19 protein-coding genes are annotated in these 19,662 nt (G+C 73.7%); 16 read left to right on the top strand and 3 right to left on the bottom strand.

Features of this window, described 5'->3' with window-relative positions; genetic code table 11:
• The first annotated feature begins 117 nt into the window (after window positions 1-117).
• The 15 genes from ftsH (at window position 118) to EQG70_RS14280 (ending at window position 15,383) form a co-directional block, all read left to right on the top strand.
• Complete coding sequence (ftsH, locus tag EQG70_RS14350) at window positions 118-2,238, top strand: ATP-dependent zinc metalloprotease FtsH (protein ID WP_035926025.1); 2,121 nt, start codon at window positions 118-120, stop codon at window positions 2,236-2,238.
• Window positions 2,239-2,250: 12 nt separating this feature from the next.
• The gene (folE, locus tag EQG70_RS14345; RefSeq protein ID WP_017832036.1) at window positions 2,251-3,006 is read left to right on the top strand and encodes a GTP cyclohydrolase I FolE; all 756 of its coding nucleotides are present in this window, start codon (window positions 2,251-2,253) and stop codon (window positions 3,004-3,006) included.
• Window positions 3,007-3,010: 4 nt separating this feature from the next.
• A complete protein-coding gene (folP, locus tag EQG70_RS14340; RefSeq protein WP_017832035.1) occupies window positions 3,011-3,955 on the top strand; it encodes a dihydropteroate synthase in 945 nt (314 codons plus the stop codon).
• A complete protein-coding gene (gene folB, locus EQG70_RS14335; RefSeq protein WP_017832034.1) occupies window positions 3,952-4,413 on the top strand; it encodes a dihydroneopterin aldolase in 462 nt (153 codons plus the stop codon). The genes folP and folB overlap by 4 nt, the downstream gene beginning before the upstream one ends.
• A gap of 1 nt (window position 4,414) precedes the next feature.
• A complete protein-coding gene (gene folK / locus EQG70_RS14330; RefSeq protein WP_017832033.1) occupies window positions 4,415-4,945 on the top strand; it encodes a 2-amino-4-hydroxy-6-hydroxymethyldihydropteridine diphosphokinase in 531 nt (176 codons plus the stop codon).
• Window positions 4,946-4,957: 12 nt separating this feature from the next.
• On the top strand, window positions 4,958-5,527 hold the full coding sequence (locus EQG70_RS14325; RefSeq protein WP_052132870.1) for a DUF3180 domain-containing protein: 570 nt from the start codon (window positions 4,958-4,960) through the stop codon (window positions 5,525-5,527).
• Window positions 5,528-5,537: 10 nt separating this feature from the next.
• Window positions 5,538-6,050, top strand: coding sequence for a PH domain-containing protein (locus tag EQG70_RS14320; RefSeq protein WP_031282261.1), 513 nt, complete (start codon window positions 5,538-5,540; stop codon window positions 6,048-6,050).
• Window positions 6,047-7,573, top strand: coding sequence for a PH domain-containing protein (locus EQG70_RS14315; protein ID WP_126346520.1), 1,527 nt, complete (start codon window positions 6,047-6,049; stop codon window positions 7,571-7,573). The genes EQG70_RS14320 and EQG70_RS14315 overlap by 4 nt, the downstream gene beginning before the upstream one ends.
• The gene (locus EQG70_RS14310; RefSeq protein ID WP_109268637.1) at window positions 7,570-8,517 is read left to right on the top strand and encodes a Rossmann-like and DUF2520 domain-containing protein; all 948 of its coding nucleotides are present in this window, start codon (window positions 7,570-7,572) and stop codon (window positions 8,515-8,517) included. Before EQG70_RS14315 ends, EQG70_RS14310 begins: the two co-directional genes overlap by 4 nt.
• Window positions 8,514-9,401 carry a pantoate--beta-alanine ligase gene (gene panC / locus EQG70_RS14305; protein ID WP_109268638.1) on the top strand — a complete coding sequence of 296 codons (888 nt, stop codon included), beginning with the start codon at window positions 8,514-8,516 and terminating at the stop codon, window positions 9,399-9,401. The genes EQG70_RS14310 and panC overlap by 4 nt, the downstream gene beginning before the upstream one ends.
• 44 nt (window positions 9,402-9,445) lie before the next feature.
• Entirely contained in the window at window positions 9,446-10,969 is a 1,524-nt protein-coding gene (gene lysS, locus EQG70_RS14300; protein WP_109268639.1) for a lysine--tRNA ligase, read from the top strand.
• Between the two features lie 75 nt (window positions 10,970-11,044).
• Window positions 11,045-11,260 (top strand): hypothetical protein, encoded by a 216-nt coding sequence (locus EQG70_RS14295; protein ID WP_017832026.1) that lies wholly within the window; start codon window positions 11,045-11,047, stop codon window positions 11,258-11,260.
• A gap of 261 nt (window positions 11,261-11,521) precedes the next feature.
• The gene (locus tag EQG70_RS14290; RefSeq protein ID WP_017832025.1) at window positions 11,522-11,854 is read left to right on the top strand and encodes a histone-like nucleoid-structuring protein Lsr2; all 333 of its coding nucleotides are present in this window, start codon (window positions 11,522-11,524) and stop codon (window positions 11,852-11,854) included.
• A 304-nt stretch (window positions 11,855-12,158) separates the two neighbouring features.
• Window positions 12,159-14,723: an ATP-dependent Clp protease ATP-binding subunit gene (locus EQG70_RS14285; RefSeq protein WP_035926045.1), complete on the top strand. Its 2,565-nt coding sequence runs from the start codon at window positions 12,159-12,161 to the stop codon at window positions 14,721-14,723.
• A 132-nt stretch (window positions 14,724-14,855) separates the two neighbouring features.
• Window positions 14,856-15,383, top strand: a complete 528-nt coding sequence (locus EQG70_RS14280; protein ID WP_017832023.1) for an amino-acid N-acetyltransferase — start codon at window positions 14,856-14,858, stop codon at window positions 15,381-15,383.
• Here the strand turns inward: EQG70_RS14280 and EQG70_RS14275 are convergent.
• Window positions 15,367-16,344: an HhH-GPD family protein gene (locus EQG70_RS14275; RefSeq protein WP_109268640.1), complete on the bottom strand. Its 978-nt coding sequence runs from the start codon at window positions 16,342-16,344 to the stop codon at window positions 15,367-15,369. The genes EQG70_RS14280 and EQG70_RS14275 overlap by 17 nt on opposite strands.
• A gap of 120 nt (window positions 16,345-16,464) precedes the next feature.
• On the opposite strand from EQG70_RS14275, the gene EQG70_RS14270 reads away from it, so the two are divergent.
• Window positions 16,465-17,124 carry a hypothetical protein gene (locus EQG70_RS14270; protein ID WP_167508911.1) on the top strand — a complete coding sequence of 220 codons (660 nt, stop codon included), beginning with the start codon at window positions 16,465-16,467 and terminating at the stop codon, window positions 17,122-17,124.
• A 16-nt stretch (window positions 17,125-17,140) separates the two neighbouring features.
• On the opposite strand, the gene disA is transcribed toward EQG70_RS14270, so the two are convergent.
• On the bottom strand, window positions 17,141-18,217 hold the full coding sequence (disA, locus tag EQG70_RS14265; protein ID WP_031282255.1) for a DNA integrity scanning diadenylate cyclase DisA: 1,077 nt from the start codon (window positions 18,215-18,217) through the stop codon (window positions 17,141-17,143).
• Between the two features lie 7 nt (window positions 18,218-18,224).
• On the bottom strand, window positions 18,225-19,652 hold the full coding sequence (gene radA, locus EQG70_RS14260; protein WP_035926054.1) for a DNA repair protein RadA: 1,428 nt from the start codon (window positions 19,650-19,652) through the stop codon (window positions 18,225-18,227).
• Window positions 19,653-19,662: the final 10 nt, after the last annotated feature.

Raw genomic sequence — 19,662 nt, 5'->3', positions numbered from 1 at the left:
GGGGCCCGACCCCGAGTCCGGGCTGTACATTGTAGGTCTGCGTCCCCTGGACCTCCGGCCCTGGGCGGGCACGGGCTCGAGGGGGCCCGGACAACCATCCACGGGAGGATCAGCGGCTTGGCCACGGCGAAAAAACCCAACAACTTCTTCAGAGGACCCTGGTTCTGGGTCCTGCTGGCCGCTCTGATCCTCTTCCCCCTGGTGGGCACGCTCACCACGGGCTCCTCCGGGCGCGTGGACACCAACGTCGGCCTGCAGCTGCTCCGCGAGGGCCAGGTCGCCGAGGCGAAGATCTACGACGGCCAGCAGAAGGTCGAGCTCCAGCTGGAGGAGGACCTCTCCCTCGACGGCCGCGACCTCGGGCGCAGCGTCGAGTTCTACTACGTCACCCCGCGCGGGGAAGAGGTCGTCGACGCGATGAACGCGGCGGACCTCCAGGGGTTCACGGACCAGCCCGTCGAGTCGAACTGGTTCACCAGCCTCCTCGGCTTCATGCTGCCGTTCCTGATCATCCTCGCCATCTTCTGGTTCGTGTTCTCCCGGATGCAGGGGGGCGGGTCCCAGGTCATGCGCTTCGGCCGCTCGCGGGCCAAGATGTTCGACAAGGACAACCCCACGGTGACCTTCGCCGACGTCGCCGGCGCGGACGAGGCCGTGCAGGAGCTCGACGAGATCAAGCAGTTCCTGGTGGAGCGGGAGCGCTTCACCGCCCTCGGCGCGAAGGTGCCCAAGGGCGTGCTGCTCTACGGCCCTCCCGGCACCGGCAAGACCCTGCTCGCGCGGGCGGTGGCCGGCGAGGCCGGCGTGCCCTTCTTCTCGATCTCCGGCTCCGACTTCGTCGAGATGTTCGTGGGCGTGGGCGCCTCCCGGGTCCGCGACCTGTTCCAGCAGGCCAAGGAGAACGCGCCGGCCATCATCTTCGTGGACGAGATCGACGCCGTGGGCCGCCAGCGCGGCGCGGGCATGGGCGGCGGCAACGACGAGCGCGAGCAGACCCTCAACCAGCTGCTCGTCGAGATGGACGGCTTCGACGCCACCACCAACGTCATCCTGATCGCCGCGACCAACCGCCCCGACGTCCTGGACCCGGCGCTGCTGCGCCCGGGCCGCTTCGACCGCCAGATCGGCGTGGAGGCCCCCGACATGAAGGGCCGCCTGCAGATCCTCCGGGTGCACTCGCAGGGCAAGCCGCTCGCGGACAACGTGGACCTCGCCGCCGTGGCCAAGCGCACCCCCGGCTTCACGGGCGCCGAGCTCGCCAACGTGATGAACGAGGCCGCGCTGCTGACGGCCCGCTCCCACGCCCAGCTCATCGACGACCGCGCCGTGGACGAGGCGATCGACCGGGTCATCGCCGGTCCGCAGAAGCGCAGCCGGATCATGAAGGAGCTCGAGCGCAAGGTCACCGCCTACCACGAGGGCGGGCACGCGCTCGTGGCCGCGGCCCTGCGCAACACGGACCCGGTCACGAAGATCACCATCCTGCCCCGCGGCCGGGCCCTGGGCTACACCATGGTCATGCCCATGGACGACAAGTACTCGACCACCCGCAACGAGCTGCTCGACCAGATGGCCTACGCCATGGGCGGGCGCGCGGCGGAGGAGATCGTGTTCCGGGACCCGTCCACCGGCGCGTCCAACGACATCCAGAAGGCCACCGACACGGCCCGCAAGATGGTCACCCAGTACGGCATGAGCGCCCGCGTGGGCTCGATCAAGCTGGGCGGGGACAGCTCCGAGCCGTTCCTCGGCCGGGACGCCGCCGGCTCGGGCCGGGAGTACTCCGAGCGCACCGCCGCGATCGTCGACGAGGAGGTGCGGGCCCTGCTGGACCAGGCCCACGACGAGGCGCACGCGATCCTCATGGACAACCGTCCCGTCCTCGACCGGCTCGCCCTCGAGCTGCTCGAGAAGGAGACGCTCAACGAGGCGCAGATCGCGGACCTCTTCCACGACATCCGCAAGCGGGACCTGCGGCCCGTGTGGCTGTCCAAGGACACCCGGCCGCTCTCCGAGGACCCGCCCGTGGTCACGCAGGCCGAGCGCGAGGAGGCCCGGCGGCTGCACGCCCAGGACCCCGCGACCCTGGCCCCGCAGGACCAGGCGGCCGCCGCGAAGCCGGAGCACCCCCTCGAGGTCCCGGAGCGCGGGCACTCGGTGCCCCCGGGGGAGGGGGCGGGCTCCTCGAGCACCACCGGACCCTCCGCGGAGCGCGCCCCGGGGGCCGGCACGGACTGAGCCGGGCCTAGGATGGAGCGACAGCCGGTCGCGTCCGCCGACTCCCGTCCCGTCCGGCAGACCCCGCCGCACCGGCAGATCCCGAAGGAGGGCGCGTTGCCCCACGAGGCCCGCACGAAGCAGACGAGCGCGCACGACCTGCGCGCGGAGGCGTTCGACCCGCCGTACCCCGACCCCGCCCCCGCGCTGGAGGCCGGCGCCGGGGCGGTCGACCAGCCGCGCGTCGCGGCGGCCGTGCGCGAGCTGCTGCTGGCGATCGGCGATGACCCGGACCGGGACGGCCTGCAGGGCACCCCGGGGCGCGTGGCGCGGGCGTACGCGGAGATGTTCGCGGGCCTGCACCAGGACCCCGCCGAGATCCTCGGGACGACCTTCGACATCGGCCACTCCGAGATGGTCCTCGTCAAGGACATCCCCTTCTACTCGACCTGCGAGCACCACCTCGTCCCGTTCCACGGGCACGCCCACGTGGGCTACATCCCCGGCCACGACGGGATGGTCACCGGCCTGAGCAAGCTCGCCCGCCTCGTGGACCTCTTCGCCCGCCGGCCCCAGGTCCAGGAGCGGCTGACCACCCAGGTGGTGGAGGCGATCATGGAGCACCTCCAGCCGGCCGGGGTGATCGTGGTGGTCGAGTGCGAGCACCTGTGCATGTCCATGCGCGGGGTGCGCAAGCCGGGCGCCAAGACCGTCACCTCGGCCGTGCGCGGACAGCTGCGCGAGCCCGCCACCCGCGCCGAGGCGATGAGCCTCATCCTGGGGCGCTGAGCACATGACGCCCCCCCTCCGCACCGACCCCGCGCACCGGCCCTCCGGCTGGGGCTCCTTCGAGAACCTGCCCACCGGGCGCACGCTGGTCATGGGCATCCTCAACGTCACCCCCGACTCCTTCAGCGACGGCGGCGAGCACGCCGGGCACGAGGCCGCGATCGCGCACGGGCTGCGCATGCTCGCCGAGGGCGCCGACATCGTCGACGTCGGGGGCGAGTCCACCCGGCCCGGCTCCGAGCGGATCGACCCCGCCGAGGAGCGGCGCCGGATCCTGCCCGTGGTCGAGGCCCTCGCCGCCGCGGGCGCGGTGCTCAGCGTCGACACCCTCCACGCCGGGACCGCCGAGGCCGTCCTGGACGCCGGGGCGCACATCGTCAACGACGTCTCGGGGCTGCGCGCGAGCCAGGACATGATCGACCTGGTCGCCGAGCGGCAGGCCCCCTACGTCCTCATGCACGCCCGCGGCCTGCCCGACGTGCAGGACTCCCGGGCCGTCTACCACGACGTGGCCGGGGAGGTGCTCGGGGAGCTCGAGGCGCTGACGGAGCGCTGCCTGGCCGCCGGCCTGGCCCCCGAGAAGCTGGTCCTGGACCCCGGGCTGGGCTTCGACAAGCGCGGGGCGCAGAACTGGGAGCTGCTCCGGGCGCTGCCGCGCTTCACGGCCACCGGCCACAAGGTGCTCGTGGCGGCGTCCCGCAAGCGCTTCCTCGGCACCCTGCTCGAGCAGGACGGCGCACCGCGCCCCGCGGCCGGGCGGGACGCGGCGACGGCCGCGATCAGCGCGCTGTCCGCCCACGCGGGCGCGTGGTGCGTGCGCGTCCACGCCGTGCGCCCGAGCGCCGACGCCGTGGCCGCCGCGCACGCCTGGCGCGGCGTGGAGCCGGCCCTGCTGCGCCCCGCCGCCGACGCCGGCGTGCTGCCGGCGTCCTCCGGAGCGGACCGGTGAACCGCGTGCCGCGCGAGGACGCGGACGCCGCCCGGATGCGCGCCGGGGACCGGGCCGGCCGCCAGCACGTCCCGGTGTCCACCACCAGGGCCCCCGACCGCCGGGACCGGATCAACCTCCTGGGCATCGGCGCGGTGGGCTACCACGGCGTCTTCGACCAGGAGAAGCGCAGCGGCCAGCCCTTCTTCGTGGACCTCGTCATGTACCTGGACCTGGCCGCGGCGGGGGCCTCGGACGACGTCGCCCTGACCGCCCACTACGGCGAGGTCGCCGAGGAGGTGCGGGACATCGTCATCGGCCCCAGCGTCAACCTGCTCGAGACCCTCGCCGACCAGGTCGCCCGGCGGCTGCTCGCCCGCTTCCCGCTCGACGCGGTGGAGGTCACCGTGCACAAGCCCAAGGCGCCCATCGAGGTGACGTTCTCCGACGTCTCCGTCACGATCTACCGGGAGCGCTGAGGTGGGCACCCGGGCCGTCCTCGCCCTCGGCGCCAACCTCGGCGACCGGGAGGCCACCCTCCGCGGCGCCGCCCTCGAGCTGGCCGCCCACCCGCGGATCACGCTGGTCCGCGCCTCGCCCATCGTGCGCTCCCGGCCGGTCGGCGGACCGGCCGGCCAGGGGGACTACCTGAACGCGGTCGTCGAGGTGGAGACCGAGCTGAGCCCCTTCGGGCTGCTGCGGGCGTGCCAGGAGGTGGAGGAGCGCCACCACCGGACCCGGACGCAGCGCTGGGGCCCGCGCACCCTCGACGTCGACATCGTGGTCTACGGGGACCTGCGCCTGGACGAGCCGGACCTCACCGTGCCCCACCTGCGCGCCGGCACCCGCGCGTTCGTGCTCGTGCCCTGGGCCCTCATGGACCCCGGCGCGACGCTCGAGGGGCGCAGCGTCGCCGAGCTGGCCCGCCGGGCGGAGGACCTCGGCGGCCTGGGGCCGGACACGATCCCCCTGCTGCCCGAGGACCCCGCTCCCGGCGGGGACGGGGACTGAGGGGGAGCCGCCGTGCACGTGCTCACGGTCCCGGCGCTGCTGATGTGCGCCGCCGCCGCAGGCGCCGTCGGCTGGACCGCCAACCGGCTGTCCACGGGCGCGGGCGGGCCGCTGCTGATCCTGCCGTGGGCCTCGCTCGCGGCCCTCGCCGCCGTGGCCGCGGCCCTGCTGGTGCTGGGCGTGCGGGTCAAGCGGCACCAGGACGGAGCGCGCCCGGAGCGTTTCGACCCGCTCGTGGCCGCCCGCACCGCGGCCGGCGCGCAGGCGGTGGCCTGGGCGGGGGCGATGCTGACCGGCTGGCACGCCGCCGTGGCCGTCGAGCAGCTCGCGCTGGTGACCGTGCGCTCCGAGCAGGGCCCGCTGTGGGCCAGCCTGGTGCACGCCGGGGCCGGGCTCGTGCTCGTGGTGGTGGGCTGGATCGTGGAGGGCTTCTGCAAGCTGCCGCCGGACGATCCCGACGCGGAGGAGGGCGCCGAGTACCGTAGGGGGCGGCAGAAGGAGCTTCCCGAGGGAGAAGGTGGTTATGCCCGAGAGATCCGCCCACGGGCCCGTCGGCGGCCCCGTGGCGGGGACGCCCGGTGACCGGGTGCCCCTGAGCAACCCCGCGATCGACCCCGAGGGCCTGGCCTGGACCCGGGTCTCGCCCAAGCACCTCTCCGTGGTGGTGCTCTCCACCCTCCTCAGCACCCTCTTCTGGCTCGCCGCCCTCGGCTGGCCGGCGGTGCTGGCGGCCACGGGCGTGTGGTCCGGCGCCCCCCTGGGCCTGCTGCTGCTGCCGCCCGCGGCCGTCCTGGCGGCCGGGCTGCTCTCCGTGCTCCTGGCCCCGCGGCGGGTCCGGGCGATCGGCTACGCCGAGCGCGGCGAGGACCTGCTCGTGCGGCGCGGCCTGCTCTACCAGCGGGTCACGGTGATCCCCTACGGCCGGATGCAGTACGTGGACGTGTCGGTCTCCCCGCTGCAGCGCAGCTTCGGCCTGGCCACCGTGAAGCTGCACACCGCCGCCGTGGGCAGCCACGCCGAGATCCCGGGGGTGGAGCACGCCGAGGCGTCCCGGCTGCGCGAGCGGCTCACCGCGCGCGGCGAGGCCCTCCTGGCGGGCCTGTGAGCGCTGCCCCCGCCCCCGCGCCGGCCCCGCAGTGGCACCGTGTCCACCCGCTGACCCCGGTGGTCAAGGGGTGGCTCGCGATGGTCGTGATCGCGGGCGCCTTCGTCAACATCCTCCTCGACGACTTCCTCAACGCCTTCCTCGGCCGCGGGGACGCCGTGCCGCCCCAGGACTTCGACCCGGCCCGGATGGGCGCCGTCTTCTGGTGGGTGCTGGCCGGGCTCGTGGCGGTCGTGCTCCTCGTGTTCGCCGCGGCCGTGCTGGTCTCCTGGTGGTTCACCCGCTACCAGGTGACCCCGGAGCACGTGCGGATCCGCTCCGGGGTGCTCTTCCGGCAGGAGCGCCAGGCGCGGCTGGACCGGGTGCAGGCCATCGACATCCACCGCCCGTTCCTGCCCCGGCTGCTGGGGCTGGCGGAGCTGAAGTTCGAGGTGGCCGACGCCGGGCAGTCCGCGGTGTCCCTGTCCTACCTCACCCACCCCCAGGCGCGCGTGCTGCGCGGGGAGCTGCTGGGCCGGCTCGGCCTGGCCGCCCCGGGCCAGGACCCCGCCGCCCCGGCACCCGGTGCGGCGCCCGGCCTGCCCGCGCGGCGACCGGCCCCCTGGGCGGTCACCGGGGACCAGGAGCGCCCGGTGCTCGGCGTGCCGGTGCCGCGGCTGATCGGCTCCGTGCTCGCCTCGGGCTCGTCGGTCGCCCTGGCCGTGCTGCTGGCCGCCGCACCGGCCGCCCTGCTGGTGGACGCCCGTGCCGCCCCGGCGATGCTCGCCGCCTGGCTGCCCGGGCTGATCAGCTTCGGTGCGGTCTCCTACCGCCGGGTCGAGCAGGGCTACCACTTCCGGCTGCTGCGCGTCCCCGAGGGCATGCGCGTGCGCTACGGCCTGTTCAGCGTCCGCTCCCAGACCGTCCCGGCGGGGCGGATCCAGGCGGTGGGCGTGGACCAGCCGCTGCTCTGGCGGCCCTTCGGCTGGTACCGGGTGCGGGTCAACGTGGCCGGCTACGGGCCCGCGGCGGGGGAGGGCGACGCCATGCGCTCGACCCTGCTGCCCGTCGGCACCCTGCCCCAGGTGCACCAGGTCCTGCACCTCGCGCTGCCCGGCGCCCGGGACGGTGACCTCGCCGCGCTGCTGCGGGAGGGCCTGCACGGCCTGGGCGCGCAGGGCCGGTTCACCACCTCTCCGCGCCGGGCCCGGTGGCTCGACCCCCTCGTGCACCGCCGGACCGGCTTCGCCGCGACCGAGGACGTCCTCGCGGTCCGGTCCGGGCGGCTGAGCCGGCGCACCGCCGTGCTGCCGCACGAGAAGACCCAGTCGGTGGCCGTGAGCCAGGGCCCGCTCGAGCGGGCCCTGGGGCTCGCCGACGTCCAGCTGCACTCCACGCCGGGGCCCGTGAGCGTCATGGTCCCGCATCTCGACGCCGGGGACGCCCGGGCGCTCGCCGCGGCCCAGGCGGTGCACGCGGCCGGGGCCCGTAGACTGGCCGACGGCCCGAGCCACCCCCACACCCCCCGCCAGGAGAGACCATGAGCCACCCGTCCGACCGCCCGGGACGCCTCGGGGTCGGGGTCGTCAGCGCCGGGAAGGTGGGCGCCGTCCTGGGCGCCGCGCTGCGCGCCGCCGGCCACGCCGTCGTCGGCGTCAACGCCGTCTCCGAGGCCAGCCGGGACCGCGCCGAGGCCCTCCTGCCCGGCGTGCCCGTCCTTGAGGTCCCGTCCGTGCTCGAGCGCGCCGAGCTCGTGCTGCTCGCCGTGCCCGACGACGAGCTGCCCGGGCTCGTGCAGGGCCTCGCCGACGCCGGGCTGTGGCAGGCCGGGCAGCTCGTGGTGCACACCGCGGGCCGCTGGGGCACCCGCGTCCTGGACCCGGCCCGCCGGCTCGGGGCGATCCCGCTCGCGATCCACCCGGCCATGACCTTCACGGGCATGAGCCTGGACCTTGCCCGGCTGAGCGACTGTTCGTTCGGGATCACGGCCCCGGGACCGGTGCTGCCCATCGCCCAGGCGCTGGTGGTCGAGATGGGCGCCGAGCCGGTGGTCGTCGCGGAGGCCGACCGCCCGCTCTACCACGCGGCCCTCGCCCACGGCGCCAACCACCTGATGACCGTCGCCGGACAGTCCATGCAGGTGCTCCGCGACATCGGCGTCGAGCGCCCCGACCGGATGGTGGGGCCCCTGCTGCGCGCGACCTTGGACAACGCCCTGGCCGCGGGGGAGTCCGCGCTCACGGGACCCGTGGCCCGCGGCGACGCCGGGACCGTGGCCGCCCACCGGGACGCCCTCGACGAGTACGCCCACGGCCACGGGAGCGACGACGTCCTGCTCGCCTACCTGGACCTCGCCCGCGTCACCGCCCGCCGTGCCCTGGACCGCGGCCTGCTCGACCGCCCGCGCTACGACGCCGTGCTCGCCGCCCTCGAGCTCACCCGGGACACCGACGGCACCGGCGGCACCGACGGAGAGGAGACCCCGTGAGCGACCCCACCGGCGCCCCCACCGGCGTCCCCCGCGTCTGCCGGGGCATCGAGGAGTTCCGGGCCGCGCTGGCCGACCGGCTCGGCGCGGCCCGGGACGGGGCGCCCGGTGAGCGGGCGTCCCTGGGCCTCGTGCCCACCATGGGCGCCCTGCACGAGGGGCACGGCCACCTGGTGCGCCTCGCCCGGCAGGAGAACACCGTGGTCGCGGTCTCGGTCTTCGTGAACCCGCTGCAGTTCGGCCCCGACGAGGACTTCGAGCGCTATCCGCGCACCCTCGAGGCAGACGTCGAGCTGCTCGGCCGGTTCGGCGCCGATCTCGTCTTCGCCCCGTCGACGGCGGAGATGTACCCGGACGGGGAGCCCCTCGTGCGCGTCACCTCCGGCCGGCTCGGTGCCGTGCTCGACGGCGCGAGCCGCCCCGGCCACTTCGACGGCGCCCTGACCGTGGTCAACAAGCTGCTCAACATCACCGCCCCGCCCGGGCCGGCCGCGTTCCGGGCGTACTTCGGGGAGAAGGACGCCCAGCAGCTGCTCCTCGTGCGCCGGATGGTCGCCGACTTCGACCTGCCCGTCACCGTCCGGCCCGTGCCCATCGTGCGCGACGAGGACGGGCTGGCCCTGTCCTCCCGCAACCGCTACCTCGACGCCGCGCAGCGCCGCTCCGCGCTCGTGCTCCCGCGCACCCTGCGGGCGCTCGCCGCCGGGGAGCTGGAGCTCGAGGCCGCCCGGCGGCGGATCGACGCCGAGGACGGGGTCCGGCTCGACTACCTCGTCGTCGTCGACCCCCGCACCCTGGCGCCGGTCGAGCCGGCGCCCGGCGCCCTTGCCCTCGTGGCCGCCCACGTGGGCGGCACCCGGCTGATCGACAACCTCGTGCTGTGAGGGCCCCGGCCGGGATTTGACCCTCCCCGTTATCCTGGACAACTGTGACCAACGCGCAGAACACCTCCCCGACCGCCCAGGCAGAGGCCGAGCAGGCCGAGCTCTCGGACCAGATGCAGTTCCGCCTCGCCAAGCGCGCCCGGCTCCTCGAGTCGGGCCGGGAGGCCTACCCCGTGGGCGTGGAGCGCACGCACACCCTCGCCGAGGTGCGGGAGGCCCACGGCCACCTCGAGCCCGGCGAGGAGACCGGGCAGTTCGTCGGCGTGGCCGGGCGCGTGGTCTTCGTGCGCAACACCGGCAAGCTGTGCTTCGCCACCCTCCAGGAGGGGGACGGCACCCGCCTGCAGGTGATGCTCTCCCTGGCGAAGGTGGGGGAGGAGTCCCTGGGCGAGTGGAAGTCCCTCGTGGACCTCGGCGACTTCGTCGCCGTGCACGGCGAGGTGATCGCCTCCCGCCGCGGCGAGCTCTCCGTGATGGCCGACGCCTGGACCATGGCGTCCAAGGCGCTCCGGCCTCTGCCCACGCTGCACAACGAGCTCAGCGAGGAGACCCGGGTGCGCCGGCGCTACCTCGACCTCATCGTCCGGCCCGAGGCCCGCGACGTCGTCGTGCAGCGGGCGCGGATCATCCAGACGGTGCGCAACGTCCTGGTGGAGCGCGGCTACGTGGAGATCGAGACGCCGATCCTGCAGCTCGTGCACGGCGGGGCCACGGCCCGGCCGTTCGAGACGCACCTCAACGCGTTCGACCAGGACATGACCCTGCGCATCGCCACGGAGCTCTACCTCAAGCGCGCCGTGGTCGGCGGGATCGAGCGGGTCTTCGAGATCGGGCGGGTCTTCCGCAACGAGGGCGTCGACTCCTCGCACAGCCCCGAGTTCACCACCCTGGAGGCCTACGAGGCCTACGCCGACCAGTTCACGATGGCCGAGCGGATCAAGGAGATCATCCTCGCGTGCGCCGACGCCCTGGGCGTCGACACCATCGAGACGGACAAGGGCACGATCGACCTGCGCGGGGAGTGGCGCTGGCTGTCCGTCTACCCCGCCCTCTCCGAGGCCGTGGGGCAGCGGATCACCCCGGAGACCCCCGTGGAGACCCTGCACCGGATCGCCGAGGAGCACGAGGTCCCCGTCGGCCCGATGTGGGACTCGGAGAAGTACGTGCTCGAGCTGTTCGGCGAGATCGTGGAGCCCACCCTGGTCCAGCCGACCTTCGTGTGCGACTACCCGCCCTCGGCGCAGCCGCTCGCCCGCCAGCACCGCTCCGAGCACGGCCTGATCGAGGCGTGGGACCTGATCATCGGGGGGATGGAGCGCGGCACGGCGTTCTCCGAGCTGATCGACCCCGTGGTCCAGCGCGAGCGGCTCACCGAGCAGTCCCACCGGGCCGCGGCCGGCGACGACGAGGCCATGCGGCTGGACGAGGACTTCCTGCGCGCCCTCGAGCACGGCGCCCCGCCCATGGGCGGCCTGGGCCTGGGCCTGGACCGGCTCATCATGCTCTTCACCGACCTGGGGATCCGGGAGACCATCCTGTTCCCCCTCATGAAGCCCGAGCAGGACTGAGCCCGGGCCGCGGCCGTGCCGCGGCCCCTCGCCGTCCCCAGCCTCCGCCCAGATCTCCCCGGGAGAATCGCACCCATGGAATACATCGCTGTCCTGCTGCCCTCGATCAGCATCGGCATCATCTTCTGGTTCATCCTCCGCTGGATCTTCCGCGGCGACCGCACGGAGCGCGCCGTCGAGTCCCGCTCGCAGGAGGACGCCGAGCGCTGGTACGAGGAGCTCAAGCAGCGCGACGGCGAGGACCTGCCGTTCGGCCACTCCCCGCGCCGCGGCCGCCGGACGGAGCGCTGAGCTCCCGGCCCCCGCCGCACCGTCTTTCGAATGAATTCGAATTGGCGCCCTGTTTGTCCGCCTTTTCGTGCTGTTGAATTCCGCCCGGTAATTGTAGGATAAACTCGACGACGCCGGGTGTTCGGGTCCGTCGGAGTTCTCCGGAATTCACGATCAGGATCATCCGGTATCACACGGGGGAATCAGCACCGCCTCAGGAAGCGCCGCTCTCGGCGCGGCCGGGCAGAGACGAGCGCCGAAAGGCGGAGGAGAGTTCCAGTTATGGCACAGACCGTGCAGATCATTCTCGAGGACGACCTCGACGGCGGGCCCGCGGAGGAGACCGTGCGCTTCGGCCTCGACGGCGCGCAGTACGAGATCGACCTCTCCGAGGAGAACGCCGCCAAGCTGCGCGACGCCGTGCGGCCCTTCATCGCCAAGGCCCGGCGCGCCCAGCAGGGCAAGCAGACGTCCAAGCAGGCCCGGCCCACCGGGAAGTCCAATCCGGACACCGCCGCCATCCGGCAGTGGGCCCGAGAGAACGGCCACCCGGTCTCCGACCGCGGCCGTATTCACCAGGACGTGCAGAAGGCGTACTACGACGCCCACAAATAAGAGCGCGCGTTCCGCGTCCGGCGGAATAGAGGAGGGGCCGGTCCGCCGGTCCCTCCTTTCCCTTTTCCTTCCGCCGGGCCCGTGCCCCTATCGGCCGCCGCGGGGCCCGGGCACGAAATGTCCCGGCATTCTTTTGATGACCTGCGCCTTTGCCGGTGCGGACGCGAACACCGGCATTTCCCCCGGGCTGTTCCGGGGACGGCCCGCGCCCCGGCCGTCCGGTCTTCTCGCCGGTGGCGAACAGCCCCCCGATCACCCCCTCGGGTGCGTAGCATCGGGTGCAGACATCGACTGAGGAGTATCCATGTTCGAACGCTTCACCGACCGCGCCCGCCGGGTCGTGGTGCTGGCCCAGGAAGAGGCCAGGATGCTCAACCACAACTACATCGGCACCGAGCACCTGCTGCTCGGGCTGATCCACGAGGGCGAGGGAGTGGCCGCCAAGGCGCTCGACTCGATGGGCATCACCCTCACCGGCGCCCGCGAGCAGGTCCAGGACATCATCGGACCGGGCCAGCAGGCCCCGTCCGGGCACATCCCCTTCACCCCCCGGGCCAAGAAGGTCCTCGAGCTCTCGCTGCGCGAGGCCCTCCAGCTCGGCCACAACTACATCGGCACCGAGCACATCCTGCTGGGCATCATCCGCGCGGGCGAGGGCGTGGCGGCGCAGGTGCTGACCAAGCTCGGCGCGGAGCCCCAGAAGGTGCGCTCCACCGTGCTGGAGCTGATCTCCGGCTACCAGGGCGGGGGCACCCCCGAGAAGGAGGGCGCCGGCGTGCGCTCGGCCGGCCAGTCCGAGGGCACGCCCGCGGGCTCGGCCGTGCTGGACCAGTTCGGCCGCAACCTCACCGCGGCCGCCCGCGAGGGCAAGCTGGACCCCGTCATCGGGCGGTTCCGCGAGATGGAGCGGGTCATGCAGATCCTCTCCCGGCGCACCAAGAACAACCCGGTGCTGATCGGCGAGCCCGGCGTGGGCAAGACCGCGGTGGTCGAGGGCCTGGCCCAGGCCATCGTGCGCGGCGACGTTCCGGAGACGCTCAAGGACAAGCACCTCTACACCCTGGACCTCGGCTCCCTGGTGGCGGGCTCCCGCTACCGCGGCGACTTCGAGGAGCGGCTCAAGAAGGTGCTCAAGGAGATCCGCACCCGCGGGGACATCATCCTGTTCATCGACGAGATCCACACCCTCGTGGGCGCCGGCGCGGCCGAGGGCGCGATCGACGCCGCCTCGATCCTCAAGCCCATGCTGGCCCGGGGCGAGCTGCAGACGATCGGCGCCACGACCCTCGACGAGTACCGCAAGCACATCGAGAAGGACGCGGCTCTCGAGCGCCGCTTCCAGCCGATCCAGGTGGACGAGCCCTCCGAGGCGCACGCCGTGGAGATCCTCAAGGGCCTGCGCGACAAGTACGAGGCGCACCACCGCGTCTCGATCTCGGACGACGCCCTCGAGGCGGCGGTGCACCTGGCCGCCCGGTACGTCTCCGACCGGTTCCTGCCGGACAAGGCGATCGACCTGATCGACGAGGCCGGTGCGCGCCTGCGCATCAAGCGGATGACCGCCCCGCCGGAGATCAAGGAGCTCGACGACCGCATCGTCGAGGTCAAGCGGCTCAAGGAGGCCGCGATCGACGGTCAGGACTACGAGAAGGCCGCCTCGCTGCGCGACACGGAGCAGAAGCTCATCGCGGAGCGGGACGACAAGGACCGTGCCTGGCGCGAGGGCGGCGACGAGCTCGCCGAGGTGACCCCCGAGGTCATCTCCGACGTCCTCTCCGCCTCCACGGGAGTGCCCGTCTACAAGCTCACCGAGGAGGAGACGGGCCGTCTCCTGCACATGGAGGACGAGCTGCACAAGCGCATCATCGGCCAGGACGACGCCATCAAGGCGCTCTCCCGGTCGATGCGCCGCACCCGGGCGGGCCTGAAGGACCCCAAGCGCCCGGGCGGGTCGTTCATCTTCGCCGGGCCCACGGGCGTCGGCAAGACCGAGCTCGCGAAGGCGCTGGCGGAGTTCCTGTTCGGGGACGAGGACGCCCTCATCACCCTGGACATGTCCGAGTACCAGGAGAAGCACACCGTCTCCCGGCTCTTCGGCGCCCCTCCGGGCTACGTGGGCTACGAGGAGGGCGGCCAGCTCACCGAGAAGGTGCGCCGCAAGCCGTTCTCGGTGGTGCTCTTCGACGAGGTCGAGAAGGCGCACCAGGACCTGTTCAACTCGCTGCTGCAGATCCTCGAGGACGGTCGCCTGACCGACTCGCAGGGCCGGGTGGTGGACTTCAAGAACACCGTGATCATCATGACCACGAACCTGGGCACCAAGGACATCTCCCGTGCCGTCCCGGTCGGCTTCCAGACCGGCGTGGACCCCGCGTCCAACTACGAGCGCATGCAGGCGAAGGTGCAGGACGAGCTCAAGGAGCACTTCCGGCCCGAGTTCCTCAACCGCGTGGACGAGATCATCGTCTTCCCGCAGCTCACCGAGAACGAGATCGTGCAGATCGTGGACCTGTTCGTGGCCCGGCTGCAGGAGCGGCTGCGCGACCAGGGCATGTCGATCGAGCTCTCCGACGCCGCGAAGCGGTGGGTCAGCCGCAAGGGCTACGACCCGTCCATGGGCGCCCGCCCGCTGCGCCGCACCATGCAGCGGGAGATCGAGGACCAGCTGTCCGAGAAGATCCTCTTCGGGGAGATCAGCACCGGGGAGAAGATCTTCGTGGACACCGAGGGCGAGGGGGACGCGGAGAAGCTGACCTTCTCCTCCACCCCGATGTCCGACCTCACCGGCGACGGCATGGTCGACCCGATGGGCGGCCTCGAGGACGTCGACGTCGCCCGCGGCGACGGTGAGAACCGCTCCGAGGGCTGAGCCGGCCCGGTGCCCGCCGAGGGGCCCGTCGCGCAACCGCGCGGCGGGCCCCTCGGCGTCCGCCCAAGTGGGGACGGTCACGCAGGCCGGCTCCGGCGGGCCGGCGGAGTTCGCAAGCGTACACTGGGGGTCGTGACCGACCTGCGCCTCCGACCCGCCCGCACCTCCGACGTCCCCGCCATCAAGGACCTCGTGGCCCCCCTGGCGCGCGCCGGGGTGCTGATCAACAAGGACACGGTCGCCTACTACGAGGGCATCCAGGAGTTCCTGGTGGTGGAGGCGGTCGGCGACGAGCAGGCCGGTCTCGTCGGCTGCGGCGCCCTGCACGTGATGTGGGAGGACCTGGGCGAGGTCCGCACCCTGGCCACCTCCGACGAGTGGCGGGGCCGCGGGGTGGGACGCACCCTGCTGGCCGGGCTGATCGAGCGGGCCCGCGCCGTGGGGGTCTCGCGCGTGTTCTGCCTGACCTTCGAGGTCGACTTCTTCAGCCGGCACGGCTTCGAGGTCATGCCCAACCAGAACCAGGTGCACCCCGACGTGTTCGCCGAGCTGCTGCGCTCGCACGACGAGGGCGTCGCCGAGTACCTGGACCTCGCCCGGGTGAAGCCCAACACCCTCGGCAACACCCGGATGCTGCTCCAGCTCAGCCCGGAAGACTGACCCCGGACGGTCCCGCGGCGGCCAGCCCGTCCCGCAGCAGCCCGTCCAGGGCGCGCCGGCGCTGCTCCTCCGGGGCGCCCAGCCCGTGCAGGGCGTCCAGGGCCCGCAGGGCCTCCGGCGCCAGTCCCGCGCCCGTGGCGACGTCCACGGGGCCCGTGAGGGAGGGCGCCGGCACCGGCGCGGACCCGGCCCGCAGCACGGCCATGATCGCCCCGCGGACCTGGCGGTCCGTGCCGTGCCAGGCCTGGCCGCGGGGCGCCTCGACGGGCTCGGGCCGGCCCGCGGCGACCCACGCGCACGCGTCCCGCACCGGGCACTGCTCGCAGCGGGGGGAGCGGGCCGTGCAGACGAGGGCGCCGAGCTCCATCACGGCCTGGTTCCAGCGCACGGCCAGGGCGTCGTCGGCGGGCATCAGCTCCTCCGCGAGGCGCAGCTCCGCGGCGGTCAGCGACCGCGAGGGCAGGGCCCGCCCCGTGACCACCCGGGCGTGCACGCGGCGGATGTTCGTGTCCACCACGGTCTGCCGGTCGCCGAAGGCGAAGACCGCGATCGCGGCGGCCGTGTAGGCGCCCACCCCGGGCAGGGCCAGCAGCAGCTCGTGCGCGGCCGGCACCCGGCCCCCGTGCTGCTCGGTGATCTCGACGGCGGCCGCGTGCAGCCGCAGGGCCCGCCGCGGATAGCCGAGCCGGCCCCAGGCGCGCACGGCCTCCCCGGTGCTCTCCGCCGCGAGGTCCGCGGGCCGCGGCCAGCGCTGCATCCACGCCCGCCACACGGGCAGCACGCGCACCACGGGCGTCTGCTGGAGCATGAACTCGCTGACCATGACCCCCCACGGGGAGCAGGACGGGTCCCGCCACGGCAGGTCCCGGGCGGCGTCGTCGAACCAGTCGGTCACGGCCCGGTGCAGGCCCGGCGGAGCGGGCTCCGCGGCGGCGGTCGGGGCAGTGTGCGGGGAGCTCATCGCAGTCCACTGTAGCCTGGGAGCATGGCGCAGAAGGGTTCCGGGAGCACCCCCCACGGACGGTCGGGGAACGGTCACGACGACGACGGACGAGCTCCCCGCGACCCCGGATCCCGGCGCTTGAGCCCCGAGGTGTACCGGCGCCGCCGGCTCGTGGCGGCCCTCGCGGCGGGCGTGCTGCTGGTGCTCGTGGCGGTGGGACTGGTCTCCGCGGTCGCGGGCATGCTCGGCTCCGGGGAGACGGAGGACGTCCCGGCGCCGGAGGCCGCTACCGCCTCGGCCGCCGCGGCCTCGGAGGAGCCCTTCGCGGACTTCACCCCGCGGCCGGACGAGAGCGCGTCGGCGTCCGGGTCCGCGTCCGGGTCCGCGTCCGCGCCCGCCACGGAGGGGCCGGTCGAGGAGTGCGGCCCCGACCTCGCCGTGCGGGCGTCGACGGACCGGGAGAGCTACCCGGAGGACGTCGAGCCGGTCCTCGAGCTGACCCTGGAGAACACCGGGGAGGACCCCTGCCGCGTCAACGCGGGCACGTCCCAGATGGTCTACGAGGTGACCTCGGGGGCGGACACCGTCTTCGACAGCAGGCACTGCCAGGCCGGCTCCGAGGACGCGGAGGTGACGGTCGAGCCCGGACAGGAGAAGGTTGCCCGGCTGACGTGGAACCGCCTGCGCACCGCTGAGGGCTGCGCGGAGGCGGGGGGCGAGGCCCAGGCCGGGTACTACCGTCTCGTGACGTCCCTCGGGGAGCGCACCGCGGAGCCCGTGCCGTTCGTCCTGGAGTGAGCGCGCCGCGCGCGGCTCACATGAAGCGTTCGAGCAGGCTGGTCTCGGCCATCCGGGAGAGGGACTCGCGCACCGTGCGGGCCCGCTGCTCGCCGATGCCCTCGACCGCCTTGAGGTCCTCCAGGTTGGCGGCCATCAGGGACTGCAGGCCGTCGAACTGGCGCACCAGCCGGTTGGCGACCGCCCGCGGCATCGATTTGATGCCCTCCAGCAGCCGGTAGCCGTGCGGGTGCAGGTCCGTCTCGAGGCTGCCCTGCGGCTCGACGAGACCCACCGACACCGCGATCCGCTGCAGGTCGATGAGCTCCGTGGGCGTGAGCTCGGCCAGCCGCCCCAGCCCCTCCTCGATGCCCTCCGCGGGGGTGCCGTCGGGCAGGTAGTCGCGCAGCACCACGTCCGGCCCCGGGCCGGTGCCCGCGGTGAGCTCCTCGAGCTGCAGCGCGATGAGCCGCCCGTCCACGCCGAGCTCGAGCACGTACCAGCCGATCTCGGAGGAGATCCGCCGGACCATCTCCATGCGCTGGAGGGTCAGGGCCACGTCCCGCACCGTCACGGACGCCTCGATCTCGAGCGAGGAGAGGTTGCCGAGCACCTGCTCCATCCGGTGGCTGTAGTGCTCGAGGGTCTGCAGGGCCTGGTTGGCGCGGGCCATGATCGACTGGGAGCCCTCGATGGCGTACCGGGTCTCGCCCACGTAGATCGTGATGACGCTCATGGACTGGCTCACGGAGATCACCGGCACCCCGGTCTCCTTGGCGGTGCGCTCCGCGGAGCGGTGCCGGGTGCCGGACTCCGTGGTGCCGATCGAGGCGTCGGGGACGAGCTGCACCCCGGCCTTCAGGATGCGGGTGGCGTCCCGGTCGCAGATGATGGCGCCGTCCATCTTGGCCAGCTCCCGCAGCCTGGGCGCGGTGAAGTCGGTGTCGATGTCGAAGCCGCCGGAGCAGATGGCCTCGACGGAGCGGTCGAAGCCGAGCACGAGCAGCCCGCCCGTGCGCCCGCGCAGGATCCGCTCGAGACCGGTGCGCAGTTCGGTGCCGGGTGCGATGCGGGCCAGCGTCTTGCGCAGTGCGTTCTCAGGGGTCTTCGCCACGGTCACATCATACGGCCGCGGCGGTCTGCCGGTTCCGTGCGGGCGCGGCGGCGGACCGGGGGAAGAGCAGCTCCATGGCGTCGCTGATGGTGGTCACCTCCCGGACGGTGAACCCCGCCGGGACGGGGCCCGGGCCGGTGGGGCTCGCGGGCACGACCGCGTGGGTGAAGCCCAGCCGGGCGACCTCCTGGATGCGGCGCCCGATGCCGGGGACGGGCCGCACCTCGCCGGCCAGGCCCACCTCCCCGAAGCACACCAGGCGCTGCGGCAGGGGCCGGTCCTGCGCGGCCGAGGCCAGCGCCATGGCCACGGCGAGGTCGGTGGACGGCTCCGTGAGCCTCACCCCGCCGACCGTGGAGACGTAGCAGTCCAGCCCCGCCAGGTTCACGCCGGCCCGCCGCTGCAGCACGGCGAGCAGCATGGCGACCCGCTGGGAGTCCAGGCCGGCGGTGGCCCGCCGGGGCTGGGCGGTGGAGGAGCGGTCCAGCAGTGCCTGCACCTCGGCGAGCAGGGGCCGGCGGCCCTCCAGGGTCACCGTGAGGCACGTGCCGGAGACGGGCAGGGCCGTGCGGGAGACGAACAGGCCCGAGGGGTCCTCCACGCTCGTGATCCCGGTCTCGGTGAGGTCGAAGCAGCCGACCTCGTCCGTGGGGCCGTAGCGGTTCTTGACCGCCCGCAGCAGCCGGATCCGGGAGTGCTTCTCGCCCTCGAACTGGCACACGACGTCCACCAGGTGCTCGAGCAGTCGCGGCCCGGCGATGGAGCCGTCCTTGGTCACGTGCCCCACGAGCAGCGTGGTCATGTTCCGCTTCTTGGCCGCGGCGATCAGGGAGGCGGCGACCTCCCGGACCTGCGTCACCCCGCCCGCGGAGCCCTCGACCTCGGCGCTGGCCAGCGTCTGCACGGAGTCGACCACGAGCAGGCGGGGGGAGATCTTCTCGATGTGGCCCAGCGCCGTGGCCAGGTCCGTCTCGGCGGTGAGGTACAGGGTGGGCGCCACGGCGTCGATCCGGTCCGCGCGCAGCTTCACCTGCGCCGCGGACTCCTCGCCGGTGACGTAGAGGACGTCGCGGGTGCCCTCGCCCGCGCCCTCCGCGAAGCGTGCGGCGACGTCGAGCAGCAGCGTCGACTTCCCGACCCCGGGCTCGCCCGCCATCAGCACGACCGCGCCGGGGACCAGTCCGCCGCCGAGGACCCGGTCCAGCTCGGGCACCCCGGTGGGCGCGGAGGCCGCCACCGTGGCGTCCACCTGGGCGATGGGACGGGCGGGCTCGGCGATCGACCGGGCGGCCGTGGTGCGGGCCTTGTGCTCGCCGATCTCCTCGACCGTGCCCCACGCCTGGCACTCCCCGCAGCGGCCCACCCACTTGGCGGTGCTCCAGCCGCACTCGGTGCAGCGGTAGGCGGGGGAGTTGCGGCGGGTGCGGGTGCTCATGGCGTCCAGG

The sequence above is a fragment of the Kocuria rosea genome (assembly GCF_006094695.1).
Classification (GTDB): Bacteria; Actinomycetota; Actinomycetes; order Actinomycetales; family Micrococcaceae; genus Kocuria; species Kocuria rosea.
This window is presented reverse-complemented; position numbering and strand designations above follow the sequence as displayed.

What these genes read in the sequence shown, in the direction of transcription:
- folE (WP_017832036.1), top strand. Translation starts at nt 2,251, where the DNA reads ATGGAGCGACAGCCGGTCGCGTCCGCCGACTCCCGTCCCGTCCGGCAG.
- folP (WP_017832035.1), top strand. Translation starts at nt 3,011, where the DNA reads ATGACGCCCCCCCTCCGCACCGACCCCGCGCACCGGCCCTCCGGCTGG.
- EQG70_RS14310 (WP_109268637.1), top strand. Translation starts at nt 7,570, where the DNA reads ATGAGCCACCCGTCCGACCGCCCGGGACGCCTCGGGGTCGGGGTCGTC.
- EQG70_RS14295 (WP_017832026.1), top strand. Translation starts at nt 11,045, where the DNA reads ATGGAATACATCGCTGTCCTGCTGCCCTCGATCAGCATCGGCATCATC.
- EQG70_RS14290 (WP_017832025.1), top strand. Translation starts at nt 11,522, where the DNA reads ATGGCACAGACCGTGCAGATCATTCTCGAGGACGACCTCGACGGCGGG.
- EQG70_RS14285 (WP_035926045.1), top strand. Translation starts at nt 12,159, where the DNA reads ATGTTCGAACGCTTCACCGACCGCGCCCGCCGGGTCGTGGTGCTGGCC.
- EQG70_RS14275 (WP_109268640.1), bottom strand. Translation starts at nt 16,344, where the DNA reads ATGAGCTCCCCGCACACTGCCCCGACCGCCGCCGCGGAGCCCGCTCCG.
- radA (WP_035926054.1), bottom strand. Translation starts at nt 19,652, where the DNA reads ATGAGCACCCGCACCCGCCGCAACTCCCCCGCCTACCGCTGCACCGAG.